The 25,387-nt window shown below is 73.3% G+C and carries 21 protein-coding genes and 1 pseudogene; 8 read left to right on the top strand and 14 right to left on the bottom strand.

Annotated elements, in window-relative coordinates:
* Window positions 1–113 precede the first annotated feature (113 nt).
* Window positions 114–1,013 carry a TIGR01777 family oxidoreductase gene (locus tag ACFYR0_RS18315; protein ID WP_389328536.1) on the bottom strand — a complete coding sequence of 300 codons (900 nt, stop codon included), beginning with the start codon at window positions 1,011–1,013 and terminating at the stop codon, window positions 114–116.
* 70 nt (window positions 1,014–1,083) lie between these two features.
* Here ACFYR0_RS18315 and ACFYR0_RS18310 point away from each other — a divergent pair, with 70 nt between their 5' ends.
* Window positions 1,084–1,584 (top strand): GNAT family N-acetyltransferase, encoded by a 501-nt coding sequence (locus ACFYR0_RS18310; RefSeq protein WP_389328533.1) that lies wholly within the window; start codon window positions 1,084–1,086, stop codon window positions 1,582–1,584.
* 44 nt (window positions 1,585–1,628) lie between these two features.
* Here ACFYR0_RS18310 and ACFYR0_RS18305 read toward each other — a convergent pair whose 3' ends face one another.
* The gene (locus ACFYR0_RS18305; RefSeq protein WP_389328530.1) at window positions 1,629–2,813 is read right to left on the bottom strand and encodes a MarP family serine protease; all 1,185 of its coding nucleotides are present in this window, start codon (window positions 2,811–2,813) and stop codon (window positions 1,629–1,631) included.
* Between the two features lie 161 nt (window positions 2,814–2,974).
* Here ACFYR0_RS18305 and ACFYR0_RS18300 point away from each other — a divergent pair.
* Window positions 2,975–3,787: pseudogene (locus tag ACFYR0_RS18300) on the top strand (peptidoglycan recognition protein); the annotation flags it as partial.
* 244 nt (window positions 3,788–4,031) lie between these two features.
* On the opposite strand, the gene ACFYR0_RS18295 reads toward ACFYR0_RS18300, so the two are convergent.
* From ACFYR0_RS18295 to ACFYR0_RS18265, 7 genes are all read right to left on the bottom strand, one after another.
* A complete protein-coding gene (locus tag ACFYR0_RS18295) occupies window positions 4,032–4,550 on the bottom strand; it encodes a DUF4240 domain-containing protein (protein WP_389329145.1) in 519 nt (172 codons plus the stop codon).
* A 125-nt stretch (window positions 4,551–4,675) separates the two neighbouring features.
* A complete protein-coding gene (locus ACFYR0_RS18290; protein ID WP_389328527.1) occupies window positions 4,676–5,653 on the bottom strand; it encodes a helix-turn-helix transcriptional regulator in 978 nt (325 codons plus the stop codon).
* Window positions 5,654–5,844: 191 nt separating this feature from the next.
* Complete coding sequence (aceE, locus tag ACFYR0_RS18285; RefSeq protein ID WP_389328524.1) at window positions 5,845–8,559, bottom strand: pyruvate dehydrogenase (acetyl-transferring), homodimeric type; 2,715 nt, start codon at window positions 8,557–8,559, stop codon at window positions 5,845–5,847.
* 589 nt (window positions 8,560–9,148) lie between these two features.
* Window positions 9,149–9,784, bottom strand: coding sequence for a GntR family transcriptional regulator (locus ACFYR0_RS18280; RefSeq protein ID WP_389328521.1), 636 nt, complete (start codon window positions 9,782–9,784; stop codon window positions 9,149–9,151).
* 422 nt (window positions 9,785–10,206) lie between these two features.
* Window positions 10,207–12,009 carry a 2-oxoglutarate dehydrogenase, E2 component, dihydrolipoamide succinyltransferase gene (sucB, locus tag ACFYR0_RS18275; protein ID WP_389328518.1) on the bottom strand — a complete coding sequence of 601 codons (1,803 nt, stop codon included), beginning with the start codon at window positions 12,007–12,009 and terminating at the stop codon, window positions 10,207–10,209.
* A 68-nt stretch (window positions 12,010–12,077) separates the two neighbouring features.
* A complete protein-coding gene (gene lpdA, locus ACFYR0_RS18270) occupies window positions 12,078–13,466 on the bottom strand; it encodes a dihydrolipoyl dehydrogenase (RefSeq protein ID WP_389328515.1) in 1,389 nt (462 codons plus the stop codon).
* Window positions 13,467–13,811: 345 nt separating this feature from the next.
* Window positions 13,812–15,338 carry a leucyl aminopeptidase gene (locus tag ACFYR0_RS18265; protein ID WP_389328512.1) on the bottom strand — a complete coding sequence of 509 codons (1,527 nt, stop codon included), beginning with the start codon at window positions 15,336–15,338 and terminating at the stop codon, window positions 13,812–13,814.
* Window positions 15,339–15,838: 500 nt separating this feature from the next.
* Here ACFYR0_RS18265 and ACFYR0_RS18260 point away from each other — a divergent pair, with 500 nt between their 5' ends.
* On the top strand, window positions 15,839–16,630 hold the full coding sequence (locus ACFYR0_RS18260) for an endo alpha-1,4 polygalactosaminidase (protein WP_389328509.1): 792 nt from the start codon (window positions 15,839–15,841) through the stop codon (window positions 16,628–16,630).
* Window positions 16,631–17,005: 375 nt separating this feature from the next.
* Here the strand turns inward: ACFYR0_RS18260 and ACFYR0_RS18255 are convergent, their stop codons facing one another.
* Window positions 17,006–17,791, bottom strand: a complete 786-nt coding sequence (locus tag ACFYR0_RS18255) for an adenosylcobinamide-GDP ribazoletransferase (RefSeq protein WP_389328506.1) — start codon at window positions 17,789–17,791, stop codon at window positions 17,006–17,008.
* A 66-nt stretch (window positions 17,792–17,857) separates the two neighbouring features.
* Here ACFYR0_RS18255 and ACFYR0_RS18250 point away from each other — a divergent pair, with 66 nt between their 5' ends.
* Complete coding sequence (locus ACFYR0_RS18250; protein ID WP_389328503.1) at window positions 17,858–18,616, top strand: hypothetical protein; 759 nt, start codon at window positions 17,858–17,860, stop codon at window positions 18,614–18,616.
* Between the two features lie 24 nt (window positions 18,617–18,640).
* Here ACFYR0_RS18250 and cobT read toward each other — a convergent pair whose 3' ends face one another.
* Window positions 18,641–19,753: a nicotinate-nucleotide--dimethylbenzimidazole phosphoribosyltransferase gene (cobT, locus tag ACFYR0_RS18245; RefSeq protein WP_389328500.1), complete on the bottom strand. Its 1,113-nt coding sequence runs from the start codon at window positions 19,751–19,753 to the stop codon at window positions 18,641–18,643.
* Window positions 19,754–19,909: 156 nt separating this feature from the next.
* On the opposite strand from cobT, the gene ACFYR0_RS18240 reads away from it, so the two are divergent.
* A complete protein-coding gene (locus tag ACFYR0_RS18240; RefSeq protein ID WP_389328497.1) occupies window positions 19,910–20,662 on the top strand; it encodes a class I SAM-dependent methyltransferase in 753 nt (250 codons plus the stop codon).
* 72 nt (window positions 20,663–20,734) lie between these two features.
* On the opposite strand, the gene ACFYR0_RS18235 is transcribed toward ACFYR0_RS18240, so the two are convergent.
* Complete coding sequence (locus ACFYR0_RS18235) at window positions 20,735–21,943, bottom strand: bifunctional adenosylcobinamide kinase/adenosylcobinamide-phosphate guanylyltransferase (RefSeq protein ID WP_389328494.1); 1,209 nt, start codon at window positions 21,941–21,943, stop codon at window positions 20,735–20,737.
* Window positions 21,944–22,094: 151 nt separating this feature from the next.
* Between ACFYR0_RS18235 and ACFYR0_RS18230 the strand changes: the two genes are divergently transcribed.
* Window positions 22,095–22,331, top strand: coding sequence for a hypothetical protein (locus tag ACFYR0_RS18230; protein WP_389328491.1), 237 nt, complete (start codon window positions 22,095–22,097; stop codon window positions 22,329–22,331).
* Window positions 22,332–22,452: 121 nt separating this feature from the next.
* Here the strand turns inward: ACFYR0_RS18230 and ACFYR0_RS18225 are convergent, their stop codons facing one another.
* Together ACFYR0_RS18225 and ACFYR0_RS18220 are read right to left on the bottom strand one after the other, a co-directional pair.
* Entirely contained in the window at window positions 22,453–23,157 is a 705-nt protein-coding gene (locus ACFYR0_RS18225) for a methyltransferase domain-containing protein (protein ID WP_389329142.1), read from the bottom strand.
* Window positions 23,158–23,237: 80 nt separating this feature from the next.
* Window positions 23,238–23,840, bottom strand: coding sequence for a DUF3043 domain-containing protein (locus ACFYR0_RS18220; protein ID WP_389328488.1), 603 nt, complete (start codon window positions 23,838–23,840; stop codon window positions 23,238–23,240).
* A 289-nt stretch (window positions 23,841–24,129) separates the two neighbouring features.
* Between ACFYR0_RS18220 and ACFYR0_RS18215 the strand changes: the two genes are divergently transcribed.
* Window positions 24,130–24,924 (top strand): PspA/IM30 family protein, encoded by a 795-nt coding sequence (locus tag ACFYR0_RS18215; RefSeq protein WP_356688997.1) that lies wholly within the window; start codon window positions 24,130–24,132, stop codon window positions 24,922–24,924.
* A gap of 20 nt (window positions 24,925–24,944) precedes the next feature.
* Entirely contained in the window at window positions 24,945–25,223 is a 279-nt protein-coding gene (locus ACFYR0_RS18210; RefSeq protein WP_389328484.1) for a hypothetical protein, read from the top strand.
* Window positions 25,224–25,387 lie beyond the last annotated feature (164 nt).

The raw sequence follows: 25,387 nt of genomic DNA, 5'->3' as shown, positions 1-25,387 counted from the left end.
GGGCGGACGGACAGACGGACAGACGGACAGACGGACAGACGGACAGACGGACAGACGGACGGACGGGCGGGTGGACGGACAGACAGGCGGACGGGCGTACGTCCGGCAGGCGTTCAGCCGAGCGCCGCGCGGACCGCGTCCTCGATCCCCGGCAGCGCGAACACGAACCCCGACTCCAACAGCCGCTTCGGCAGCACCCGTTGACTGCCCAGCACCTCGCCCGCCATGTCGCCCAGTGCCAGCTTCAGCACCGGCGCGGGTGCCGAGAGAACGGCGGGCCGGTTCAGCACCCGCCCCATCGCCGCGGTGATCTCACGGTTCGGCAGCGGCTTCGGCGCGGTCACGTTGAACGGCCCCGACAGGTCGTCGCGGTCGATGAGATGCCGGATCGCCGCCACCTCGTCGTGCAGCGCGACATAGGACCAGTACTGACTGCCGTCCCCGAAGCGCGTCCCCAACCCGGCCTTGAACAGCGGGAAGAGCTTCCCCCACGCCCCGCCGCCGCGCGCCACCACCAGTCCCGTGCGGACGAACACCGTGCGCACCCCCGCCTCCTGGGCGGGCGCGGCGGCCGCCTCCCACTCCACGCACACCGAGGGCAGGAACCCCTGCCCGGCGGGCGCGTCCTCGTCGACCGCGCGCTGCCCGGTGTCGCCGTAGAAGCCGATCGCGCTGCCGCAGACGAAGACCCGCGGGCGGCTCTCCAGCGCGGCGACGGCCCGCGCCAGCGTGCGGGTACCCAGCACCCGGCTGGCCCGGATCTCCTCCTTGTACCCCTTGGTCCAGGGCCGGTTGCCGACCCCGGCGCCCGCCAGGTTCACCACCGCGTCGCAGCCGGACAGCGCGGAGGTGTCCACGCGCCCGCCCTGCGGGTCCCATCGCGCCTCGCCCGCCGCCTGCGGCCGGCGGCGCACCAGCCGCACCACCTCATGTCCGTCCGCCGTCAAGGACTCCACCAGTGCCCTGCCGATGAGCCCGGAAGCCCCGGCCACCACGATTCGCGCACGCTCCATGGCCCCATCCTGCCGGGTACGGCGGGAAATCAGGGGAACATCCCCGACCCCCGGCCGTACAGTGACCGCCATGCCGGATCCGCAGATACGCGTACGCCCCGCCTCCCACGGCGACGAGAGCGCGCTGAGCCGTCTCGATCACGCCACCTGGTCCTCGCTGCACGCGGTCACCCCGCGGCCGGGCCCGCAGGATCCGTTCTTCCGGGAGCACGCCGGACCGGGCGACCACCTCGTCGCCGAACTCGACGGACGGCTCGTGGGATACGTGCGGCTCGGCTTCCCGACCCCGCTCGCCTCGAACGCGCACGTCCGCCAGATCCGCGGCCTCGCCGTGGACGACGTCGCGCGTGGCAAGGGCGTCGGCCGCGCGCTGGTGCGGGCGGCCGTGCTGGAGGCACGGGCGCGCGGGGCGCGCCGGATCACCCTGCGGGTGCTCGGGTACAACACCGCCGCCCTCCGCCTCTACGAGGCGGAGGGCTTCGTCGTGGAGGGCGTGCAGCCGGAGGAGTTCTTCCTGGACGGGCGGTACGTGGACGACGTGGCCATGGGACAACGGCTCGTCAGCGGCTGATCTGCGGCTGATCCGCCGCGGACCCGTGGCCCGTGGCCCGGGGCCTACGACGTGACCAGTTCGCCCGTGTCCACCGGCGTGGTCGCGTTCCTCGCGCGGGCCGCCTCGGGGGCGACCTCGTCCGCCGTCAGGACGTACCCCGTCTCGGCGTCCGAGGTGGAGCGGGCGAAGACCACGCCGAACACCCGGCCCTCGGTGGTCAGCAGCGGGCCGCCGGAGTTGCCGGGCCGGACCGTGGAGCGGATCGAGTAGATCTCGCGGGTGACCGCCTCGTCGCTGTAGATGTTCTGCCCGCGCGCCTGGAGGCGGCTCGCGACCGTGGCCGCCCGGAGGTCGAGGCCGCCGTCCTCCGGGTAGCCCGCGACCACCGCCGCGTCCCCGCGCCCGGCCGTGCCGTCGAAGGGCAGGACGGGCGCCCGCAGCCCCGGCACGTACAGCACGGCCACGTCCTTGTCCGGGTCGAAGAGCACCACCCGGGCCTCGTACGAGCGCCCGACCCCGCCGACCCGCACGCCCGGCTCGTCGATGCCGGCCACCACATGGGCGTTGGTCATCACCCGCTCCGGCGCGTACACGAACCCGCTGCCCTCGCGGCCCTGGGTGCCGGAGGCGCCCTCGATCTTGACCGTGGCGCGCTGGGCGGCCCGGGTCGCGGCGGGCGTGACGTTGTCCCCGGAGGGCCGGGCCACCTCGGCCGTCGACTCGTTCTCGAAGGGGTTGAACACCTGCGGGAAGCCCGCCTCCGTCAGCGCGGAGGTGGCCCGGGAGAACCACGCGGGGGTGGTGTCCGGCATGACCTGCTGAACCGTCCCCAGCAGCCGGGAGTCGCGGATCGCCGAGGTCAGCAGCGGCGAGGAGGACACGGCCAGCACGCTCGCCGCCACCCAGGCCACGATGAGCACGGCCACCGAGTTCGCCACCGCCCCGCCGACCCCGTCCGCCACTCTCAGCGGTCCCCGGTCCAGCTCGTGGCGCAGCCGCAGCGCCAGCCGGCCGGCCAGCTCATGGCCCAGCACCGCCGGGAGCAGCACCACGCACAGCGCGGTCAGCGTGGCCGCCGTGGTGCCCGGCGAGACCGGCCGCATCGCCCACGGCAGCAGCCACACCCCGATCACCGCGCCGCCCACGAACCCGGCCAGCGAGACACAGCCGGCCACCAGGCCGCGCCGGTACCCCGAACCGGCGTAGCCCAGGATCACCAGCAGCAGAAGGATGTCGACCAGGTCCACGGAGCCGCCTTTCTTGTGTGACCCCTAGGTACGTGGGGGACGGGCCCAGTGATCAGCCACGTGCGCCTGCACCGGGGAAAACGTCGTGGACCGGGACGATGGTTCCACCGGGTGGCACAGCACACATCGCGGGCGGAACGGAACCGTCGGACAGTGGGTCCATGTGTGCCTTCCGAGCGGCGTTCCGAAGAACCACGGCGGCGCGCGCCCGTCGTCGCGTACGGATACCGGGCTGGGCGCTGCTGGTCGTGCCGGGCTGTCTGGCCGGTGCGGCCGCCGTGGTCGTGTCCGCGCTGAGCGCGGACGGGGCCCAGCCGCCCCCGGCGGCCCCGCGGTCCGCGGCCCGCCCCGCCGCCGCGCACACCGCGCCCCGCCCGGCGATCGTGCCCCGATCGGTCTGGCTCACCGGGGACGCCGCCCCGGACCACGCCCCGCCCCCGCGCTACGACGACCGGGTCCTGGCCGTCTTCGTGCACCACACCGACTCGCCCAACGCCTACGACTGCTCCGAGACGCCCCGCATCATCCGCTACCTGTACGCCGGCCAGACCGGCGCCCGCGACTGGGACGACATCGGCTACAACTTCCTCGTCGACCGCTGCGGGGTCGTCTACGAGGGCCGCGCGGGAGGCGTGGACCGCCCCGTCACCGGCGCCCACACACAGGGCTTCAACCACCGTACGGCCGGGATCGCCGCGATCGGCACCTTCACGGAGGGCGTGGAGGTGCCGCGGGCGATGACCGACGCGATCGCCGCGGTGGCCGCCTGGAAGCTGGGCCTGTCCGACACCGATCCCCGGGGGACCGTGCGGCTCGTCTCCAGCAACAGCCACAGCCGGTTCAGCGCGGGCACCGCCGCCGTGTTCCCCGCGCTCGCCGGGCACACGGACGCGTTCATGACCAGCTGCCCCGGGGCGTCCCTGTCGGCCCGGCTGCCGGAGATCAGGCTGCTCGCGGCCCGCCTCCAGGGCAGGACCGGGGACTCCGAGGACAGAGAGCTCCCGGGAGTACGTCAGTGGATGCCCTGGACGCCCCCGCCCGGCCTGCCCGGCCACCAGGACGCCGGGCTGCTCGACGGCCACCAGGAGGCCGGGCTGCCGCCCGGACTGCCGGACGCCGGGCCCGGTCCCTCGGCCACCCCGTAGACCCGGCCGGGTCCGCCCGGGGCGTGTTCCGAAAGCCGCGCCTGCCCCGCGACGCCTGGCACGCCCCGGGGTCCTAGTCCCTGAACCGCTCCCAGAGCCGGGGATGGCGCGCGGCCAGCTCCTGGTCGTTCTCGAAGTCCAGCGGGGTGCCCTCCGGCTCCGAGGGCGCGGGCGGGATGCCGAGGTCGGGGGCGACGGTGCCGGTGAGCTGCTCGTAGGCCTCGTCGGCGGCGTAGCCCAGCTCCTCGCCGTCGCCGTCGATCTCCTCGTCGAACTCCTCCAGGAGCCCGGCCAGCGAGTCCGGATCGTGCAGCGCGCCCTCGAACACGTCCCGGCCCTGGCCGATCAGCCAGCAGCGGAAGAAGTCGAAGGCGTCGTCGCTGGCCCCGTCCAGCAGCACCCAGGCGGCGCCCCACAGGTCCCAGCGGTAGGCACGGTTGTAACGGGACTCGAAGTGCCGGGCGAAGTCGAGCACGGACTCCGGGTCCAGCCCGGTGAGCCGCTCCACCAGCAGATCGGCCTGGTCCTCGGGATCGCCCTCGGCGGCCTCGCGGGTGGTGTCGATCAGCGCCCAGAACTCCGTCTCGTCCATCACTGGTCCAGCATCGGGCCTACGCTCCGGCGACGCACGTGGAAGACCCCGTTTTCCCACCCCCCGTGCGGCCCCGTTTCCCACGCCCGTGCGGCCCCGGTCCCGCCGCGTCCGCACGGGCCGGCTCACTCCCGTCCGTACAGCTCCGCCAGCCGCCGCGCGTCCTCGGCGAATCGGGCGCGCAGCGAGGCCGGTGCCATGACCTCCGCCTCCGGGCCGAGGGCGGTGAGCTGGGTGTGGGCGACGTCCTCCGACTCCACCCGCAGCGTCAGCTCGACCCGGCCGTCCGGGCCCGGTCCGCCCGCCGCGGCGAGGGCCTCCCGCGCGGCCGGCGGGTCGACGGCGTGCGGCAGCATGCGCAGGCCCCGCGGGCTCAGCCGCACGACCACCTCGGCCCGCAGCAGCGACCGTGCGAACCGCTCGGCCTGCTCGGCCCAGAACCCGGGCAGATCGAAGTCCGCATCCCTGCGGAATCGTTCCTCCTCGAGCTCGACCCCGGTGAACCGGTCGATCCGGTACGTCCGGAACACCCCGTCGCCGGTCACACGGGCGCACAGGTACCAGCGCCCCGCCTTCAGCACCAGCCCGTACGGCTCCAGGACGCGCGAGACCTCGCCGTCCCCGCGCCGGTACCGCGCGGCGACCCGGCGGTCGTCCCACACCGCCTCCGCCACCGCCGGCAGCAGCTCGGGCGTCTCCGGCTCGCTGAACCACGCCGGGGCGTCCAGATGGAACCGCTGCGCCGCCGTGCGCGAGGCGTCCCGCAGGGAGGGCAGAAGCGCGGCCGACACCTTCAGCCGGGCCGCCGAGGCCGTGTCCTGAAGCCCCATCTCCCGCAGCGCCCCCGGCACCCCGGACAGGAACAGGGCCTCGGCCTCGCTGCGGGCCAGCCCGGTCAGCCGGGTCCGGTAGCCCCCGATCAGCCGGTACCCGCCGGTCCGCCCCCGGTCGGCGTACACCGGCACCCCGGCCTCCGACAGGGCCTGGGCGTCCCGGGCCACGGTCCGCTCCGACACCTCCAGCTCCCGCGCCAGCTCGGCGGCCGTCATGGAGGGCCGGCCCTGCAGCAGAAGCACCATCTTGATCAGCCTGGCCGCACGCATGCGCCCATCATGCAGGAGGCCCCGGGCAGCGCGGGGCCCCTCGCGCGGGAGGCCCGGACAGGGCGGGGCCCATCACGCAGAAGGCCCGCAGAGCGCGGGGCCGGTCACGCGGGGGGCACCGGAGAGCGTGGGCCCCTCGCGCAGGAGGCCCCCCACAGGACGTGGGGGGCCTCCTGCGACAGCCGGGACGGCTACAGGCCGTACTTCGCCCGGGCCTCCTTGACCGCGGTCGCCTTCACCTCGCCGCGCTTGGCGAGCTGGGCGAGCGCCGCGACCACGATCGACTCGGCGTCGACACCGAAGTGGCGGCGGGCCGCGTCACGGGTGTCGGACAGACCGAAGCCGTCGGCACCGAGCGAGGACCAGTCCTGCTCGACCCACTGCGCGATCTGGTCCGGGACCTGGCGCATGTAGTCCGACACGGCCAGCACCGGACCCTCGGCACCCTGGAGCGCCTGGCGGACGAACGGCACCCGCTCCTCGCCGCGCAGCAGTGCCGCGTCGGCCTCCAGCGCATCGCGCCGCAGCTCCGTCCAGGAGGTCGCGGACCACACGTCGGCGGCCACGCCCCACTCCTCGGCGAGCAGCTTCTGCGCCTTCAGCGCCCAGTGGATCGCCGTGCCCGAACCCAGCAGCTGGATGCGCGGGGCGTTCGCCGCGGCCACGTCCAGGCCGGCCGTCTCCGCCGTGTTGAAGCGGTACAGGCCCTTGACGATGCCCTGGTCGACCCCGGGCGCGGACGGCTTGGCCGGCTGCGGCATCGGCTCGTTGTACACGGTCAGGTAGTAGAAGACGTCCTGGTCCTCGCCCGGCGCGGCCTCGCCGTACATCCGGCGCAGCCCCTCCTTGACGATCGCCGCGACCTCGTAGGCGAAGGCCGGGTCGTACGTCAGCGCCGCCGGGTTCGTCGCCGCGATGACGGGGGAGTGGCCGTCGGCGTGCTGGAGGCCCTCACCGGTCAGCGTGGTGCGGCCGGCCGTGGCGCCGACGAGGAAGCCGCGGCCGAGCTGGTCGCCGAGCTGCCACATCTGGTCGGCCGTGCGCTGCCAGCCGAACATCGAGTAGAAGATGTAGAACGGGATCATCGCCTCGCCGTGCGTGGAGTACGCGGTGGAAGCGGCGATGAAGTCGGCCATCGAACCGGCCTCGGTGATCCCCTCGTTGAGGATCTGGCCGTTCTTGGCCTCCTTGTAGTACATCAGCTGGTCGCGGTCGACCGGCTCGTACGTCTGGCCCTTGGGGGAGTAGATCCCGAGCGACGGGAACAGCGACTCCATACCGAAGGTGCGCGCCTCGTCGGGGACGATCGGCACCCAGCGCCTGCCCGTCTCCTTGTCACGGACCAGGTCCTTGACGAGACGGACGAACGCCATCGTCGTGGCGACGTTCTGCGAGCCCGAGCCCTTGTCGAAGGAGGCGAAGGCCTTCTCGGCCGGGGCCGGCAGCGGGGCCAGGGCGTGCACCCGGCGCGCGGGGGCCGGGCCGCCGAGGGCAGCGCGGGTCTCCTGGAGGTAGCGGACCTCGGGGGAGTCGGCGCCCGGGTGGGCGTAGGGGACCTGACCGTCGGCGAAGGCGCTGTCGGAGATCGGCAGCTCCAGCAGGTCGCGCATCGTCCTGAACTCGTCCACCGAGAGCTTCTTCATCTGGTGGTTGGCGTTCTTCGACGCGAAGCCCTCGCCGAGGGTGTGGCCCTTGACCGTCTGGGCCAGGATCACGGTCGGCGCGCCCTTGAACTCCAGGGCCGCCTTGTACGCGGCGAAGACCTTGCGGGCCTCGTGGCCGCCGCGCGAGAGGTGGAAGCACTCGAGGATCTTGTCGTCGCTCAGCAGCTTCGCCATCCCGGCGAGCGCCGGGTCCTTGCCGAAGAAGTCCTCGCGGATGTAGGCGGCACCCCGGGTCTGGTACGTCTGCACCTGGGCGTCCGGTACCTCGCGCAGCCGGCGTACCAGCGCGCCCGTGGTGTCGAGCGCGAACAGCTCGTCCCAGGCGGTGCCCCACAGCGTCTTGACGACGTTCCAGCCGGCGCCGCGGAACTGGGCCTCCAGCTCCTGCACGATCTTGAAGTTCGCGCGGACCGGGCCGTCGAGGCGCTGGAGGTTGCAGTTGATGACGAACGTGAGGTTGTCCAGCTCCTCACGCGCGGCCAGTGCGAGTGCCGCCGTCGACTCCGGCTCGTCCATCTCGCCGTCGCCGAGGAACGCCCACACGTGCGAGGACGAGACGTCCTTGATGCCGCGGTTGGTGAGGTAGCGGTTGAAGCGGGCCTGGTAGATCGCCGACAGCGGGCCGAGGCCCATCGACACCGTCGGGAACTCCCACAGCCACGGCAGGCGGCGCGGGTGCGGATAGGAGGGCAGGCCGTTGCCGCCCGACTCCTGGCGGAAGTTGTCCAGGTGCGTCTCGGTCAGCCGTCCGTCGAGGAAGGCACGGGCGTAGATACCGGGGGAGGCGTGGCCCTGGATGTAGAGCTGGTCGCCGGAACCGGCCGCCGCGCCGGACTCCTTGCCCTGGAAGAAGTGGTTGAAGCCGGTCTCGTAGAGCCAGGCCGCGGAGGCGAAGGTGGCGATGTGGCCGCCGACGCCGTACTTCGAGCCGCGGGTCACCATGGCGGCCGCGTTCCAGCGGTTCCACGCGGTGATCCGGGCCTCCATCGCCGGGTCACCGGGCATCTCCGGCTCGGCGGCGGTGGGGATGGTGTTGACGTAGTCCGTCTCGAGGAGCTTCGGCAGCGCGATGCCGCCCGCCTCGGCACGCTCCAGCGTGCGGCGCATCAGGTACGCGGCACGGTGCGGGCCGGCAGCGTGGGCGACGGCGTCCAGGGAGGCCTGCCATTCGGCGGTCTCCTCCGGGTCGCGGTCGTGGAGCTGGTCCAGCTCGCTGGTCTGGATGGCGTTGGGGTCGGTCATGTCGCCGCCTTCCTCAGTCGAAGGGGGTTCCCTCATCGGTAAGGGTCGGGGGGTGCCCTTGGTCTTTGGCAGGACAGGGCTGGAGCCTCGGTGGCGGTGTCGTGGTGCGACCCGTCGCGCGGCCCGTCGGCGACTGTAACTCCCTGATCGATGATCGATCAAAGGGTTCAGGGGGAAAATCTCTTGATCACGAGAAAGTCGGCACGGGGTGCCTCCGGCGGTGGCACCGGGTGACGCTCGCGGTGACGGTTTTCGCAGGTGAGATGGCGTATGAGCGCGGGGGTGCTCGGGTGTCGGCGGGGGTTCGCGTCAGCGGGTGTCAGGGGGCGGCGTGCCTGACCCCCGGAAAACCCGGCCTGGTCGGCGTGTGGTTCTTGGTGCGGGTGATCCGTGGTTGCTCGCGCCCCTCGAGGGCGATGCCGACACCGCCGCCCTTTGGGGGCGCGGGGAACTGCGCGCTCGGCCACACGCGACCCGCAGGGGCGTCTCGCGCAGGGCGCCCAGGGAAGCCGCCCCCGCGGCGCGGCCCCGGAGTCCGACTTCCTCGTGGCGGAGTCCGGCGTGGGGCTCGTGCCCGTTCTGGGGGCTTTCAGTGCTCGCCCTCGTGGCGCGGTGCGCAGCCCAGCACGTGCGCCTTCACCAGCTCCGCGATCCGGGGGTCGCGGCGGCGGAACGCCTCGACCAGCTCCTGGTGCTCCTCGGCGTACGACTGCTGCACCGTGCCCAGCCAGCGGATGGACAGGGCGGTGAACACCTCGATGCCGAGGCCCTCCCAGGTGTGCAGCAGCACGGAGTTCCCGGCGGCGCGGACCATCTCGCGGTGGAAGCCGACGGTGTGCCGCACCTGGGCGGTGCCGTCCGCCTTGGCGTCGGCCTCGTAGAGCGCGGCGACGTGCGGCTCCAGGGCCGAGCAGTCCGTGGCCAGGCGTCCGGCCGCCAGTTCGGCCGCGATGGCCTCCAGACCGGCCCGGACGGGGTAGCTCTCCTCCAGGTCGGCGGCGGTCAGATTGCGTACGCGGACGCCCTTGTTGGGGGCCGACTCGATCAGACGGAGGGACTCCAGTTCGCGCAGCGCCTCGCGGACGGGTGTCTGGCTGACCTCCAGCTCCGTGGCGATGCGGCGCTCCACGATCCGCTCGCCCGGCTGCCAGCGACCGCTGATGATCCCCTCCAGGATGTGCTCGCGGATCTGTTCGCGCAGCGAGTGGATGACGGGGGCGGTCATGAGAGCTCCTTAGGGCGCGGCTGACGTTTAGACAATAAGGCCGGGGGGCTCCGCGGGTGAGGGTGACGTGGGTGCTTTCGTGCAGGTGAGACGAGACTTACATGGGTGTCTTGGTGGGTGGACGTCCGGGGGTCGGGTGCGTCCGGGGGTTGTGGTGGGTGCTCGGCTGCGGGCCCGTCGTGGCTTGTCGCGCAGTTCCCCGCGCCCCTTGGGGGTGGTGGGTGTTGCTGTTCGAGTGCGGGGCCGTTGTGGCTTGTCGCGCAGTTCCCCGCGCCCCTTGGGGTGGTGGGTGTTGTTGTTCGGGCGCCGGTCTGCCGGGGCTTGTCGCGCAGTTCCTCGCGCCCCTTGGGTGGGACAGGGCGATGCCCTCGCCTCTCTGGTGAGGGGCGAGGGCATCGGTGGTGCGGTGAGGGGCGTTGGCCTCAGAGGCCGAGCTCGACCTCGAACTCGCCGGCTTCCAGGATCGCCTTGACGGCGGTCAGGTAGCGCGCGGCGTCGGCGCCGTCGACCAGGCGGTGGTCGTAGGACAGGGTCAGGTACGTCATGTCGCGGACGCCGATGACCGTGCCCTCCTCCGTCTCGATCACGGCGGGACGCTTGACCGTCGCGCCGATGCCGAGGATCGCGACCTGGCCCGGCGGCACGATGATCGTGTCGAAGAGCGCACCGCGCGAACCGGTGTTGGAGATGGTGAAGGTCGCGCCGGACAGCTCGTCCGGGGTGATCTTGTTGCCGCGGACCTTGCCGGCCAGGTCGGCCGTGGCCTTGGCGATGCCCGCGATGTTGAGGTCGCCGGCGCCCTTGATGACCGGGGTCATCAGGCCCTTCTCCGAGTCCACCGCGATACCGACGTTCTCGGTGTCGAAGTAGGTGATCGTGCCCTCGGCCTCGTTGATCTTGGCGTTGATGACCGGGTGGGCCTTCAGCGCCTGGGCCGCCGCCTTCACGAAGAACGGCATCGGGGAGAGCTTGACGCCCTCACGGGCCGCGAAGGAGTCCTTCGCCTTGGCCCGCAGCCGCATCAGGCGCGTGACGTCGACCTCGACGACCGACGACAGCTGGGCCTGCTCGTGCAGCGCCTTGACCATGTTGTCGCCGATGACCTTGCGGATGCGGGGCATCTTGACGGTCTGGCCGCGCAGCGGGGAGGCCTCCAGCGCCGGGGCCTTGCGGGCGGCGGCCGGAGCGGCGGCGGGAGCCGGAGCCGAGGCGGCCTTCGCGGCCTCGGCGGCGGCGAGGACGTCCTGCTTGCGGATACGGCCGCCGACGCCGGTGCCCTTGACGGAGCCCAGGTCGACACCGTTCTCGGCGGCGAGCTTGCGCACCAGCGGGGTGACGTAGGCACCCTCGTCGGTGTCCTGCGCGGCCGGCGCCGGGGCGGCCGGGGTGACCGGAGCCGGGGCGGCCGGAGCCGGAGCGGGGGCGGGGGCCGGGGCGGGAGCTGCCGGGGCCACCGGAGCCGGGGCGGCAGCGGCGGGCGCGGCGGGGGCCGGAGCCGCGGCGGCCGGAGCCGCGGGGGCCGGGGCGGCGGGGGCCGGGGCGGCGGGCGCGGGAGCCGGGGCGGCGGCCGGAGCGGCACCCGGGGCGCCGATGACGGCGAGCTTGGCGCCGACCTCGGCGGTCTCGTCCTCGCCGACCACGATCTCCAGCAGCACGCCGGAGGCCGGGGCCGGGATCTCGGTGTCGACCTTGTCGGTGGAGACCTCGAGCAGCGGCTCGTCGGCGTCCACGGAGTCGCCCACGGCCTTCAGCCAGCGGGTGACGGTGCCCTCGGTGACGGACTCGCCGAGCGCGGGCAGGACCACGTCGGTGCCCTGGGCGGAGCCGGCGCCCGCGGTGGCCTCGGCGGTGGGCGCCGGAGCCGGAGCGGCCTGCTCGGTGGACGGCTGGGCGGCCGGGGCGGGCTCGGCGGCCGGGGCGGGGGTCTCGGCCGCCGGGGCGGGGGCCTCGGTGGCGGCCGGGGCCGGGGCGGCCGCGGGGGCGCCCGTGCCGTCGTCGATGATCGCCAGCTCGGCGCCCACCTCGACGGTCTCGTCCTCGGCGACCTTGATGGAGGCGAGGACACCGGAGGCCGGCGCGGGGATCTCGGTGTCGACCTTGTCGGTGGAGACCTCGAGCAGCGGCTCGTCGGCCTCGACGCGCTCACCCTCGGCCTTCAGCCAGCGGGTGACGGTGCCCTCGGTGACGCTCTCGCCGAGCGCCGGAAGGGTTACGGAAACCGCCATGGTTTCTGTTGCTCCTTACGAATTGCGGAAGTCTGTGTCGTCGCGACGTGTCTCGCCCGAGGGGACGGTCAGTCGTGCGCGTGCAGCGGCTTGCCCGCCAGCGCCAGGTGGGCCTCGCCGAGCGCCTCGTTCTGCGTCGGGTGGGCGTGGATGAGCTGGGCGACCTCGGCCGGCAGCGCCTCCCAGTTGTAGATCAGCTGGGCCTCGCCGACCTGCTCGCCCATCCGGTCGCCGACCATGTGGACGCCGACGACGGCACCGTCCTTGACCTGGACGAGCTTGATCTCGCCCGCCGTCTTGAGGATCTTGCTCTTGCCGTTGCCCGCGAGGCTGTACTTCAGCGCGACGACCTTGTCCGCGCCGTAGATCTCCTTGGCCTTGGCCTCGGTGATGCCGACGGAGGCGACCTCCGGGTGGCAGTACGTCACCCGCGGGACACCGTCGTAGTCGATCGGGACGGTCTTCAGACCGGCCAGCCGCTCCGCCACCAGGATGCCCTCGGCGAAGCCGACGTGCGCGAGCTGGAGCGTGGGGACCAGGTCGCCGACGGCCGAGATCGTCGGGACGTTGGTGCGCATGTACTCGTCGACCAGGACGTAGCCGCGTTCCATCGCGACGCCCTGCTCCTCGTAGCCCAGGCCCTGCGAGACCGGGCCGCGGCCGACGGCCACCAGCAGGACCTCGGCCTCGAACTCCTTGCCGTCGGCGAGGGTGACCTTCACGCCGTCCTGGGTGTACTCGGCCTTCGAGAAGAAGGTGCCCAGGTTGAACTTGATGCCGCGCTTGCGGAACGCGCGCTCGAGAAGCTTGGAGGAGTTCTCGTCCTCGACCGGCACCAGGTGCTTCAGGCCCTCGATGACCGTGACCTCGGCACCGAAGGACTTCCAGGCCGAGGCGAACTCGACGCCGATGACACCGCCGCCCAGGATGATCGCGGACTGCGGCACGCGGTCCAGGACGAGGGCGTGGTCGGAGGAGATGATCCGGTTGCCGTCGATCTCCAGGCCCGGCAGCGACTTCGGCACGGAGCCGGTCGCCAGCAGGACGTGGCGGCCCTGGATCCGCTGACCGTTCACATCGACGGAGGTCGGGGAGGACAGCCGGCCCTCACCCTCGATGTAGGTCACCTTGCGGGAGGCGACCAGACCCTGCAGACCCTTGTACAGGCCCGAGATCACGTCGTCCTTGTACTTGTGCACACCCGCGATGTCGATGCCCTCGAAGGTGGCCTTCACGCCGAACTGCGCGCTCTCGCGGGCCTGGTCGGCGACCTCGCCCGCGTGCAGCAGGGCCTTGGTGGGGATGCAACCCCGGTGCAGGCAGGTGCCGCCGACCTTGTCCTTCTCGATCAGGGCGACGTCCAGGCCCAGCTGCGCCCCGCGCAGGGCCGCGGCGTAACCACCGCTACCACCGCCGAGGATCACTAGGTCGAAAACGGTGCTGGCGTCGTTCGCCACGTCACGTCCTCCATGCATGTGCGCCACGCCGGTCTCCAGTGACCGGTCGGCGGCTGGTGTCCGGCCGCTCGTTCATCGGCCCTTTGGTGGGGGCCCTGTCCTGCCGTGCCCCATCTTCGCACTTGTCCGAACCGAACGAGACGCGGGGCCGCTGTGTGAGACGTAGCACGTTGAGTGACCAGGGCGTCCGGGGATAAGCGCGGACCCCCACAAATCGCCCGCGGTCGGCCGCGCGGCGACGAGCCGCGGTACCGGGGTCGACGGGACCTCGGTACCCGGGTCGGTGGGACCTCGGGGTCGACGGGACCTCGCACTACCCGCACGCGAGGTCCCGTCAGAAGGGCGTCAGCCCAGGTCGCCCGCGGCGGTCAGCTCGGCCAGCCGGACCAGCGTGCGCACCGCGGAACCGGTGCCGCCCTTGGGGGTGTACCCGAACGGGCCGCCCTCGTTGAAGGCCGGACCCGCGATGTCCAGGTGGGCCCAGGTGATGCCCTCGCCCACGAACTCGCGCAGGAACAGACCGGCGACCAGGCCGCCGCCCATCCGCTCGCCCATGTTCGCGATGTCGGCGACCGGCGAGTCCATGCCCTTGCGCAGGTGCTCCGGCAGCGGCATCGGCCAGGACTCCTCGCCGACCTCCTCGGCGGCCTCCACCAGGGCGGAACGGAACGCGTCGTCGTTGGCCATGACACCGAAGGTGCGGTTGCCGAGCGCCAGCACCATCGCGCCGGTCAGCGTGGCCACGTCCACGATCGCGTCCGGCTTCTCCTGCGAGGCCGCCCACAGCGCGTCGGCCAGCACCAGCCGGCCCTCGGCGTCGGTGTTGAGCACCTCGACCGTCTTGCCGCTGTACATCCGCAGCACGTCGCCCGGGCGGGTGGCGGAGCCCGACGGCATGTTCTCGGCGAGCGCCAGCCACGCGGTGACGTTCACCTCCAGGCCGAGCCGGGCCACCGCGACGACCGCGGCGAACACGGCGGCGGCGCCGCTCATGTCGCACTTCATGGTCTCGTTGTGACCGGCCGGCTTCAGCGAGATGCCGCCCGAGTCGTAGGTGATGCCCTTGCCGACCAGGGCGAGGTGCTTCTTGGCCTTGGAGGAGGTGTACGACAGCTTCACCAGGCGCGGGGCCGCGGCCGAGCCGGCGCCGACGCCGAGGATGCCGCCGTAGCCGCCCTTGGTGAGCGCCTTCTCGTCGAGCACCTGCACCTTGATGCCGTGCTCCTTGCCGGCCGCCGTGGCGATCGCGGCGAAGCCCGCCGGGTCGAGGTCGTTCGGCGGGGTGTTGATCAGGTCGCGGGCGCGGTTGAGCTCCTCGACGACCGCCGTGGCGCGGTCGACGGCGGCCTTGTGGGCCTTGTCGCGCGGCTTGGCGCCCAGCAGGACGACCTCCGCCAGCGGCGCCTTGCCGTTCTTGGCCTTGGCGTCCTTGGCGTTGCCCTTGTAGACGTCGAAGGAGTACGCGCCCAGCAGCGCGCCCTCCGCGATCGCGCCGGTGTCGCCGGAGTCGGCGAGCGGCAGGGCGAAGCCGGCCTTCTTGATCCCGGTCAGCGCGCGGGCGGCGGCACCGGCCGCGCGGCGCAGCGCCTCGGCGCCGTACTCGGCGTCCTTCTCCGGCGCGGTGCCCAGGCCGACGGCCACCAGCAGCGGGGTCTTGAACCCGGCCGGGGCGGGCAGCTTGGTCACCTCGCCCTCGGCGCCCGAGGCGCCGAGCGTCTCCAGGACGCCGGCGAGCTTGCCGTCGTACGCCTGGTCGACGGCCTCGGCGCCGGGGGCGACGACAGGGCCCTTGGCGCCCTTGGCGACACCGATCACGATCGCGTCGGCCCGCAGGGCGGGCGCCGCGGACGTGCTGAGAGTGAGAGCAGTCACGGTGGTGAAATCTCGCTTCCGATGTGAAGTTTCTGTGGCCGAACGGTGTGGGTCGGCCGGGCCCGACAGCCGACCCTAGATCCGGATGGACAGGCCGCTCCGACCGGGTCCGCTGATCCGGGGGGAGGCCCCATGCCCCCTCCGGGGTTGCGCACCGGCACGGCGCATGCCTGGGACGAGCCTACGCGCGTGTGTGCAATCGCTCATTCCTCCGACCGTTCACCTGCGAGTGGCGTCATGGTTGTTCCCCGATCCTCACACCCGGTGAACTGAGTCACACTCGTCGCGTTCGGCGAAGCGGCCCTGTCGTCGCTTTGCGTGATTTCCACTGATCCGCGGCGCGATCGGCGCAGCAGGGGTCTTCCGGGGGTGTACGGCGTCCCGGACGGCGCCGACGTCACCGGCGCCGTCCGGGCACGGGGCGCCGACCTGCATGGTGCGGTGCCGGGCGCGGGCGCTCATCCTTGGGGTACGTTGCCGCACACCCTGGAGCCCACCCGGTGAGACGCCTCCTCCTGCCGGCCGCCCTCCTGCTCCTGCTCGCGGGCTGCACCACGGCCCCCGACGACCCCGAGGGCCAGCCGTCCGGCTCCCGCTGGCAGCCGCGCCCCGGCCTCACCTGGCAGTGGCAGCTCAGCGGCCGGCTCGACACCTCCGTCGACGTGCCGGTGTACGACATCGACGGCTTCGACCACGGCGCCGACACGGTCGCCCGCCTGCACGGCGACGGCCGCAAGGTGATCTGCTACCTGTCCACCGGCGCCTTCGAGGACTGGCGCCCGGACGCCGCCGACTTCCCGCGCGCAGTGCTCGGCAAGGGCAACGGCTGGGACGGCGAACGCTGGCTCGACATCCGCCGCACCGATGTCCTCGAACCCCTGATGGCGGCCCGCCTCGACATGTGCCGCGAGAAGGGCTTCGACGCGGTCGAGCCGGACAACATGGACGGCTACGCCAACGACACCGGCTTCCCCCTCACCGCCGCCGACCAGCTCCGCTACAACCGCCTGATCGCCCGCCTGGCCCAGGACCGAGGCCTGGCCGTCGGCTTGAAGAACGACCTCGACCAGATCCCCGAACTGGTCGACGACTTCGACTTCGCGGTCAACGAACAGTGCGCCCAGTACGACGAATGCGACACCCTCACCCCGTTCATCACCGCGGACAAGGCCGTCTTCCACGTCGAGTACGAACTACCGCCCACCCGCTTCTGCCCCCGCACCCGCGACCTGCACCTCAGCTCCATGCAAAAGCACTACAACCTGGACCCTTGGCGCCGCCCTTGCCCATGAACGCCGGGGGCTGTACCGAAGTACGGCTCCGCCGCGTGGGCGCGACCATGTCGCGAACGGTCCAGTTCGATCCAACCCGCGGGTACGTCGTGGTCGCTCGCGCAGTTCCCCGCGCCCCTTCGGGGCACGTGCCCGACGTGCCCCAGGTGCAACCGCCCCTCCTGGGTGGCGCGGGGCCGTATCGATGTGCGGCTGCCGCCGTGTGGGCGCGACAGGCAAGTGCCCAATAGTCCTGTCCTTAGGGGCGTGGGGAACCGCGCGACCAGCCACAACGGCGCCGCACCCGCCACACAACACCCGGCGCCCCACATCCGGCGCGACAGGCCACGACAAAGCCGCACCCGAAACCCGACCGCCAGGGACCCGGCCCAGCCCTCAGCCGAGAACAAGCACCACCAGCGCGCCCGTCCCAGCCGCCTCCGCGACTCCCCCGAAGACATCCCCCGTGACCCCACCGAACCGCCGGACGCACCGCCGCAACAACCCTTCGGCGACAGCCAGCCCGACCAGCACAGCAGCCCCCGCGCGCACCCCCCCGTACACCCCGAAGCACAGCCACCCCAGGACCACGGCAGCCATGAGAACCCCGGCCACAACGCCGTAGGCGACCCGCTCGGGGACCACCCCGGCGACCGCCGCCCCCAGCCCCTCGGGCCGCGCCGCCGGCACCCCCGCCCGCGCGGCCGCCGTCAGCGCGAGCCGCGCGGCGACGGCGGCCACGACGGCCCCGAACACCCCCGCCGCCCACGACCCCCCGTACAGCTCAGCCAGCGCGGCGACCTGCGCCAGCAGCACGAGGACGAGCGTGATCACCCCGAACGGCCCGATGTCCGACTGCTTCATGATCCGCAGCGCGTCCTCCGCGGGCTTGCCGCTGCCCAGCCCGTCCGCCGTGTCCGCGACCCCGTCCAGATGCAGCCCCCGGGTGAGCACGGCCGGCACGGCCACCGACGCGACCGCGGCCGGCAGCGGCCCGGCCCCGAGCAGCAGCAGGAACAGCCCCGCCAGCCCGGCGCCCAGCCCCAGCACCAGCCCGACCACCGGAGCGCACAGCATCCCGCCCCGGGCCGCGCCACGGTCCCAGCGGGTGAGGTTCACGGGCAGCACGGACAGCGTGCCGAAGGCGAAGCGAAGGCCATGGGCCGCGGGTATCGAAGGCACGGCGGAAGGCTACGCGACGGCGTAACCGGACAGGCGCCCGCGCCCGCCCGGCCGCAGACTGCGCTCATGGGCGACTGGCTGCAACGCAACATCATCGAACCCGGCAAGCTGCCCCTGCTGCTCGCCCTGGTGGCCTTCCTCGCCACCTTCCTGATCACCCGGCTGATCACCCGCCTGATCCGCGCGGGCCGGGGCCCCTTCGGCAACGTCCAGGCCGGCGGCGTGCACATCCACCACGTCGTGCCCGGGGTCGTCCTCACGGTCATCGGCGGGTTCGCCGCGGTCGCGGGCGGCACGCGCGGCTTCGGCTCGGGCCTCGCCGCGGTCGTCTTCGGCGTCGGCGCGGGCCTGGTCCTCGACGAGTTCGCGCTGATCCTGCACCTGGACGACGTCTACTGGACCGAGGCGGGCCGCAAGAGCGTCGAGGTCGTGGTGCTCACCGCCGCCCTGGTCGGCCTGATGCTGCTCGGCTTCTCGCCCTTCGGCGTCAACGGCCTGACCGAGGAGGAGCTCCAGAACCGCGGCACGGTCCTGCTGACGATCGGCGTGAACTTCCTGATCGCCCTGATCGCTCTCTTCAAGGGCAAGTTCCGGATGGCGATCTTCGGGGTGGTCGTCCCGTTCGTCGCCATCGTCGCCGCGATCCGTCTGGCCCGCCCCGGATCCTCGTGGGCCCGCCGCTTCTACGCCCGCCGCCCCCGCAGCCGGGCCCGCGCGATGCTGCGCGCCTACCGCCACGACCGGCGCTGGGCGGGCCCCGCGCGCCGGCTCCAGGACCTGATCGGCGGGGCGCCCGACCGCACCCCGCAGCCGCAGGCCCGCTGACGCCCCGGCTCGGTCCGCCCGGGCTCAGTCCTCCCCGGACCCGCCCGAGGCGGTGGTGTCCACGGACTCGGACTCCTCCGCCGGCTTCTCCCCGTCCCGCTCCGGCAGCTCCGCGGCCAGCGCCGCCGCGGCCTGGACCAGCGGCAGCGCGAGCAGCGCCCCGGCTCCCTCACCCACCGTCACGCCCTGGTCGAGCAGGGGCTCCAGGGCCATCCGGTCCAGCGCCTTGGCCTGCGCCGGCTCCCCGCTGAGCTGCCCGGCCAGCCACCAGTCCGGCGCCCGGAAGGCGATCCGCTGGCCGACCAGCGCACAGGCCGCGCTCACCACACCGTCCAGCACGACCGGCATCTTCCGTACGGCGGCCTGGAGCAGAAAGCCCGTCATGGCGGCGAGGTCGGCGCCGCCGACGGCCGCCAGCAGCCGCAGCTGCTCGCCCAGCACCGGCCGGGCCCGCCGCAGCGCGTCCCGGATCGCCGCGCACTTGCGCATCCACGCCAGGTCGTCGATCGCCTGCCCGCCGCGCCCGGTCACCACCGACGCGTCCGTCCCGCACAGCGCGGCGACCAGCACACCCGCCGGCGTGGTCCCGCCGACGCTGACGTCGCCGAGCACGACCAGGTCCGTCCCCGAGTCGGCCTCCTCGTCGGCGACGGCCATGCCCGCCCGGAACGCGGCCTCCGCCTCCTCGACGGTCAGCGCGTCCTCGACGTCGATCCGCCCGCTGCCCCGGCGCACCCGGTGGCGTACGACGTCCGCGGGCAGGGCGTCCGGCTCGCAGTCCAGACCCATGTCGACGACCCGCACCGGCACACCGAGCCGCCGGGCGAGCACCGCCACCGGGCGGCTGCCGTCCAGCACCCCGCGCACCAGTTCCAGCGCGCCGCCCGAGGGCCGCGCGGAGACGCCGAGCCCGGCGATCCCGTGGTCCCCGGCGAAGATCACGACCCGCGGCCGCTCGACGGGCCGTACCGCGGCGGTGCCCTGCGCCGCCGCGAGCCATTCACCCAGTTCGTCCAGGCGCCCCAGCGATCCGGGCGGCACGATCTGACGCTCCCGGCGCGCCTCCGCGTCGCGGCGCACCCCGCCGTCGGGCCGCTCGATCAGATCGGTGAAGTCGTCGAGATTAAGCGAGCTCATTCGGCGAACAGTACCGGCACCGGTCGAACAGAACGCCGCCACATGGCCCCCACACCACGGCGACGTCGTTGCGCCCAAGATCGAGATCCCATACGTTCCGTTTTGCAGCGGATTGTCATACGTCCCTGTCGTCCGGCCGTCCCAGGGAGTAAGCCGATGCCCCCCACCCCCACCGACCCGCGCCGCGACGACTGCCCCTGGTGCGGCTCCACGAGCCTGCGCACCCGGACGAGGCCCGGGGCACAGACCGTCGACGAGTGCCGCGACTGCGCCCACGTCTTCCAGAACCCGCGTCAGACGGACCCCAGGACGGAGCCGGCACGCGGGGAAGGTCCGCGGGCGGACGGCGTACGGGCGGCCGCGACCCGGCTGCGCCACCGGCTCGCCGCCCGCGCGATGCTCCCCTTCCCCGAACCGGAGAGCTGGCTGGACGTGGGCACCGGCCACGCCGACTTCCCCGAGACGGCCCGCGTCCTGTTCCCCTACACCGCCTTCGACGGCGTGGACAGCGGCAGGCGCGTGGAACGGGCCCGCAGGGCGGGCCGCCTGGACGAGGCCCACGTCGGCACCCTGACGGCCCCCGACGTACTGACCCGGCTGCGCTCCCGCTACGACGTGGTCAGCCTGCTCCACCATCTGGAGCACACCCGCGACCCCCGCGCGGAGCTGCGCGCCGCGCTCGAGGCGCTGCGCCCCGGCGGCCACCTCCTGATCGAGACCACGGACCCCCGCCGCCTCCCGCTGCCGAACGTCCCCCATCTCCTGCCGCCCGCCAACCTGCGCGCGGAACTGGAGGCGGAGGGCTGCGAGTTGGTGACACCCACCGTCCCCACCCTGCTGACCCGGACCCGTCTGTCCCGGGCGTACCGCCTGATCGCCCGGAAGACGGCCGCCGGCCGGGGGGCCTGAGCGCACCGGGCCGGGCCCCGCGCACCCCCGCCCGCGCCTGGGCTCGTTCCCCCCGCCCGTGCCGGGGGCCGTTCACCCCCGCAGGACGACGGCCTGCCCCGCCACCACCAGCAGCACCTGCTCGCACTCACCGGCGAACGCCGCGTTCAGCCGCCCCAGTTCGTCCCGGTAGCGCCGCCCCGACGCGGTGGCGGGCACGATCCCCGACCCCACCTCGTTCGACACGGCCACCACGATCCGCCGGGCCTCCCGCACGGCCCCGGTCAGCTCCCGCACGCGCTCGCGCAGCGCCCGTTCGCCCCCGTCGGCCCACTCCGCGTCGTCCCAGGCCCCGACGGCGTCCATGGCGTCGGTCAGCCACAGGGACAGACAGTCGATCAGCACCGGCGGCCCGTCGTCCTTCAGCAGCGGCACCAGGTCGCAGGTCTCGGTCGTCCGCCAGGACCCCGGCCGCCGCTCCCGGTGCGCGGCGACCCGCCCCGCCCACTCGGTGTCCCCGCCCCGCGTCCCCCCGGTGGCCACGTACAGCACGTCCGGGAACGACTCCAGCCGCCGCTCCGCCTCGACCGACTTGCCCGACCGCGCCCCGCCCAGCACCAGCGTCCTGCGCGGTACGACGGGCGCGCCCGGGTGGCCGCCCACCGTCAGCGTCGTCCCGTCCGGTACGGCCCGCGCCCCCGCCGCCGCGAGCCGCCGCGGCAGCTCCGCCCCCGGCGGTACGTCGTGATCGAGATGGACCGCGACCACATCCGTCCCCGGCCCCACCGCGCCGACCGCGCGCAGCCGGGCCAGCGCGTCGGGCCGCCCGACGACATCGGCGAGCACCAGGTCGTACGGCTCCGCGGACGGGCCGCCCTCCTCCAGCCCGGCGGGGGCCCCGCCCGGCGGCAGATACAGCAGCCGCTGCCCGTCCGGCCCGGTCACCGCGTACCCGGTGCCCGGCGCGTCCATCGCCACGGCCCGCACCCGGTGCCCCGTCGGCAGCGACAGCTCCCGCCCGTCGGGCACCCGGCCCGGCTGCGGGAGCCCCGCCGGCACCTCGACGGCCGGCCCGTCGTGCGGATGCGTCAGCAGCACCTGCCCCACACCGCTCAGCGACCGCCCGGCCCGCGCCGCCGCGAAGGGCGCCCCGGGCGTCAGATCCAGCAGCAGCGCCCCGTCCACCAGCAGCGAGGTGGCTCCCCGGACGTCGTCCCCGAGGGCGGTGGCGCAGGCCGCGCAGGGGCAGTCGGGACGGGGGAGGCCAGCGGGGGCACCGGTACCGAGCAGAGTGAGTTCCACGCCCCGATTCTCGCCGCTCGCTCCTGATCATGCCCGCCCGGGAGCTCCCTGAGCGGCGGGGCGGTATCGGCCGACTGTGCCGATCTTCTTCTGACGACCCCGGCCGACCCCATAGGCTCGTCCCAGACGAAGGACCACGAAGGAGGCCTGCATGGCGATGTGGACGTGGCGGTTCGAGAAGTCCGACGGGTCGGAGGTCGAGCCCGCGGTGCAGCCCGAGGAGTTCACCACGCAGGGCGACGCCGAGTCGTGGATCGGCGAGCACTGGAAGGACCTCCGGGCCGGCGGCGCCGACCAGGTGCGCCTGTTCGAGGACACCACGGAGATCTACGGCCCGATGCGCCTGCACGCCGACGACACGGCGGAGACGGCGGAGGCCGAGGCCTGAGCCGGGGGCGGTCTGCCGGCCGGGGCCCAGGTGTCATTCGTGGGCCCTCGTCCTGACGGGCCGGTCCCTGAGGCCCGGCGGTCGAGCCCGGTGACGACGTCCCCGGGCTCCCGCCCGTGTCTCAGCCGCGGACCCCGCACAGATGCAGCAGCGCCGCGACGGCCCGGTACGGGTCCGTGCGCCCCGCCCGCTCCTCCGCCGCGAGCAGCCGCTCGACGTCCTCGGGGACCTCGGCGTCGTCCGCCGCGGTGTCCGTGAACACCCGCACCCCGTACCAGGCGTGCAGCGGCGTACCGATCCCCGCCAGCGTCGCGGTGAGCGTCTGGAGCCGGTCCGCCCGTACGTCCAGACCCAGCCGGTTGCGGTACGTGGTGGTGTCGAAGGCGGCCAGCGCCCCCGCCCAGTCGCCCGACAGACCCGGCCGCACGGCCAACCCGTCGGCGTTGCGCACCAGCAGCGACAGCAGCCCGCCCGGCGCCAGCACCCGGGCCAGACCCGCCAGCAGCGCGTCCGGTTCCTCGATGTACATCAGCACGCCGTGGCACAGCACCACGTCGAAGCTGCCCGGCAGGAAGTGCACGCCGGTGTCCCGGCCGTCGCCCTCCACGATCCGCATCCGTTCCCGGATGCCCTCCGGCTCGGCGGACAGCGCCGCCCGCGCGACGGCGACCATCCTCGCGTCGCGCTCGACACCGGTGACCTGATGGCCGATGCGGGCCAGGCGCAGCGCCTGGGTGCCCTGGCCCATCCCGACGTCGAGCACCCGCAGCCGTTGCCCGACCGGGAACCGCCCGGCTATCTGCTCGTCGAGCTGCCGGGCGACCAGCTCCTGTCGTACGACATCACGCAGGCCGCCCAGCCTGTTCAGCCAGGCCTCGGCCGCGCCCCCGGAGAAAGCGGCTGCGCTCAGGGCCGCTCTCCGCGCTTGACCTGAGGCTTCGGCAGCCGGAGCCGGCGCATCTGGAGGCTGCGCATCAGCGCGTAGGCGACCGCGCCGCGCTTGTTCTCGTCCGGGAAGCGCTCACGCAGCTGCTTCTTCAGACGGAACCCCGTGAGGACCGAGTCCAGCACGATCATGACGATCACGACGAGCCACAGCAGCAGCGCCAGCGTCTGCACGTTCTGCACCCGGACCACGCTCAGCACGAGGATGAGCACGGCCATCGGCAGGAAGAACTCGGCGATGTTGAAGCGGGAGTCGACGAAGTCGCGGGCGAAGCGGCGCACCGGCCCCTTGTCGCGCGCGGGGAGGTAACGCTCGTCGCCCCCCGCCAGCGCCTGGCGCTGACGGTCCAGGGCGGCACGGCGCTCCTCGCGCTGCCGCTTGGAGGCCTCCTTGCGCGTCGTGGGCGTACTGGCGACGCTGCGGCGCTGGGACTGGGCCTCACTGCGCTTGGGAGTGGGCCTGCCCTTCGGGGCCTGCGGGTCACGGGGCTGCTTGGAGTCGGTCACCGGCGCCTTGTCGGCGGCGGCGGCCTTCTCGTCCTTGGTGGCACGGCTACGGAACACAAAACCCAAGGGTACGGGGTAGGCGGGTGTGGACCCCAGTCCCGGGGGGAACGATCCGGCAACACCAGGCGTCTTCAGGGGACAGGGGAGACGTGGTGGAGGGCCCCGGGGAACCCTCGGGACCCTCGGGGACCACCTACTCCTTACGCCGGAGCCGGAGCGGGCGCAGTCGTCCTCGGGGATGACCGCATCAGCCACGGAACAGTGCGTCAATGGATGCAGGGCCCGTACTGTGGGTTCTGTCGCAGAGCTGGAGCCGGAGTCCGTCAGAAGGGGGCGCGCGAAGCCCATGAGCGGTGTCATGAAGCGGATGGGGATGATCTTCCGCGCGAAGGCGAACAAGGCCCTTGACCGGGCCGAGGACCCGCGCGAGACCCTCGACTACTCGTACCAGAAGCAGCTCGAGCTGCTCCAGAAGGTGCGCCGCGGTGTCGCCGACGTGGCCACCTCGCGCAAGCGGCTGGAGCTCCAGCTGAACCAGCTCCAGTCGCAGTCGGCCAAGCTGGAGGACCAGGGCCGCAAGGCGCTGGCGCTGGGCCGGGAGGACCTGGCCCGTGAGGCGCTGTCCCGCCGTGCGGCGCTCCAGCAGCAGGTCACCGACCTGGAGACGCAGCACGCCACGCTCCAGGGCGAGGAGGAGAAGCTCACCCTCGCGGCGCAGCGGCTCCAGGCGAAGGTCGACGCCTTCCGTACGAAGAAGGAGACGATCAAGGCGACGTACACCGCGGCCCAGGCGCAGACCCGGATCGGGGAGGCCTTCACCGGTATCTCCGAGGAGATGGGCGACGTCGGGCTGGCGATCCAGCGCGCCGAGGACAAGACGGCACAGCTCCAGGCCAGGGCCGGGGCGATCGACGAGCTGCTGGCGTCCGGCGCGCTCGACGACCCGACCGGTATCGCCAAGGACGACATCCAGGCCGAGCTGGACCGGCTGTCCGGTGGTACGGATGTGGAGCTGGAACTCCAGCGCATGAAGGCCGAGCTGGCGGGCGGTTCGTCCGACCGGCAGGCCCTCGAGGGCGGCAGCGGGCAGCAGCAGGGCCAGCAGCAGCCGCAGGACACTCCGCGCTTCGACAAGCAGTAGGGGTACGCCGAGGAGGCGACATGATCGTACGGATCATGGGGGAGGGGCAGGTGACCCTCTCCGAGAGCCACCTGCCCGAGCTGAACTCGCTGGACGACGAGCTCCTGAAGGAGCTCGAGTCCGGTGACGAGGCGGGGTTCCGCCGCACCCTCGGTGCCCTGCTGGACGCGGTCCGCCGCCTGGGCGACCCGCTCCCCCTCGACTCCCTCGAACCATCGGACCTCATCCTCCCGTCACCCGGGGCGACCCTGACCGAGGTCCGCACCATGCTCCGCGACGACGGCCTGATCCCGGGCTGAGGTGTGTGGCTGCCTGCGGCGGCCTGTCGGTGGGGACGCCTGCGGTTTGTGGGGGGTGCGGGGCCGGGGCGGGGGGTGTCCGTCCTCGGTCCGCCGATACGGTTTCCTGCGGGGGTTCTGGTGTTCGACGGCGGCCGCTGCGGGCGGACACCCCCCGCCCCGTC

Origin of the sequence: Streptomyces sp. NPDC005017 (assembly GCF_042873115.1) — a bacterium.
Lineage (GTDB): Bacteria > Actinomycetota > Actinomycetes > Streptomycetales > Streptomycetaceae > Streptomyces.
This window is presented reverse-complemented; position numbering and strand designations above follow the sequence as displayed.

Excerpts from the sequence above, each read along its gene's own strand:
- ACFYR0_RS18310 (WP_389328533.1), top strand. The coding sequence starts at position 1,084 with ATGCCGGATCCGCAGATACGCGTACGCCCCGCCTCCCACGGCGACGAG.
- sucB (WP_389328518.1), bottom strand. The coding sequence starts at position 12,009 with ATGGCGGTTTCCGTAACCCTTCCGGCGCTCGGCGAGAGCGTCACCGAG.
- aceE (WP_389328524.1), bottom strand. The coding sequence starts at position 8,559 with ATGACCGACCCCAACGCCATCCAGACCAGCGAGCTGGACCAGCTCCAC.
- ACFYR0_RS18250 (WP_389328503.1), top strand. The coding sequence starts at position 17,858 with ATGGGCGACTGGCTGCAACGCAACATCATCGAACCCGGCAAGCTGCCC.
- ACFYR0_RS18215 (WP_356688997.1), top strand. The coding sequence starts at position 24,130 with ATGAGCGGTGTCATGAAGCGGATGGGGATGATCTTCCGCGCGAAGGCG.
- ACFYR0_RS18210 (WP_389328484.1), top strand. The coding sequence starts at position 24,945 with ATGATCGTACGGATCATGGGGGAGGGGCAGGTGACCCTCTCCGAGAGC.
- ACFYR0_RS18290 (WP_389328527.1), bottom strand. The coding sequence starts at position 5,653 with ATGCGTGCGGCCAGGCTGATCAAGATGGTGCTTCTGCTGCAGGGCCGG.
- ACFYR0_RS18280 (WP_389328521.1), bottom strand. The coding sequence starts at position 9,784 with ATGACCGCCCCCGTCATCCACTCGCTGCGCGAACAGATCCGCGAGCAC.
- ACFYR0_RS18315 (WP_389328536.1), bottom strand. The coding sequence starts at position 1,013 with ATGGAGCGTGCGCGAATCGTGGTGGCCGGGGCTTCCGGGCTCATCGGC.
- ACFYR0_RS18230 (WP_389328491.1), top strand. The coding sequence starts at position 22,095 with ATGGCGATGTGGACGTGGCGGTTCGAGAAGTCCGACGGGTCGGAGGTC.
- ACFYR0_RS18240 (WP_389328497.1), top strand. The coding sequence starts at position 19,910 with ATGCCCCCCACCCCCACCGACCCGCGCCGCGACGACTGCCCCTGGTGC.
- ACFYR0_RS18295 (WP_389329145.1), bottom strand. The coding sequence starts at position 4,550 with ATGGACGAGACGGAGTTCTGGGCGCTGATCGACACCACCCGCGAGGCC.
- cobT (WP_389328500.1), bottom strand. The coding sequence starts at position 19,753 with ATGAGCTCGCTTAATCTCGACGACTTCACCGATCTGATCGAGCGGCCC.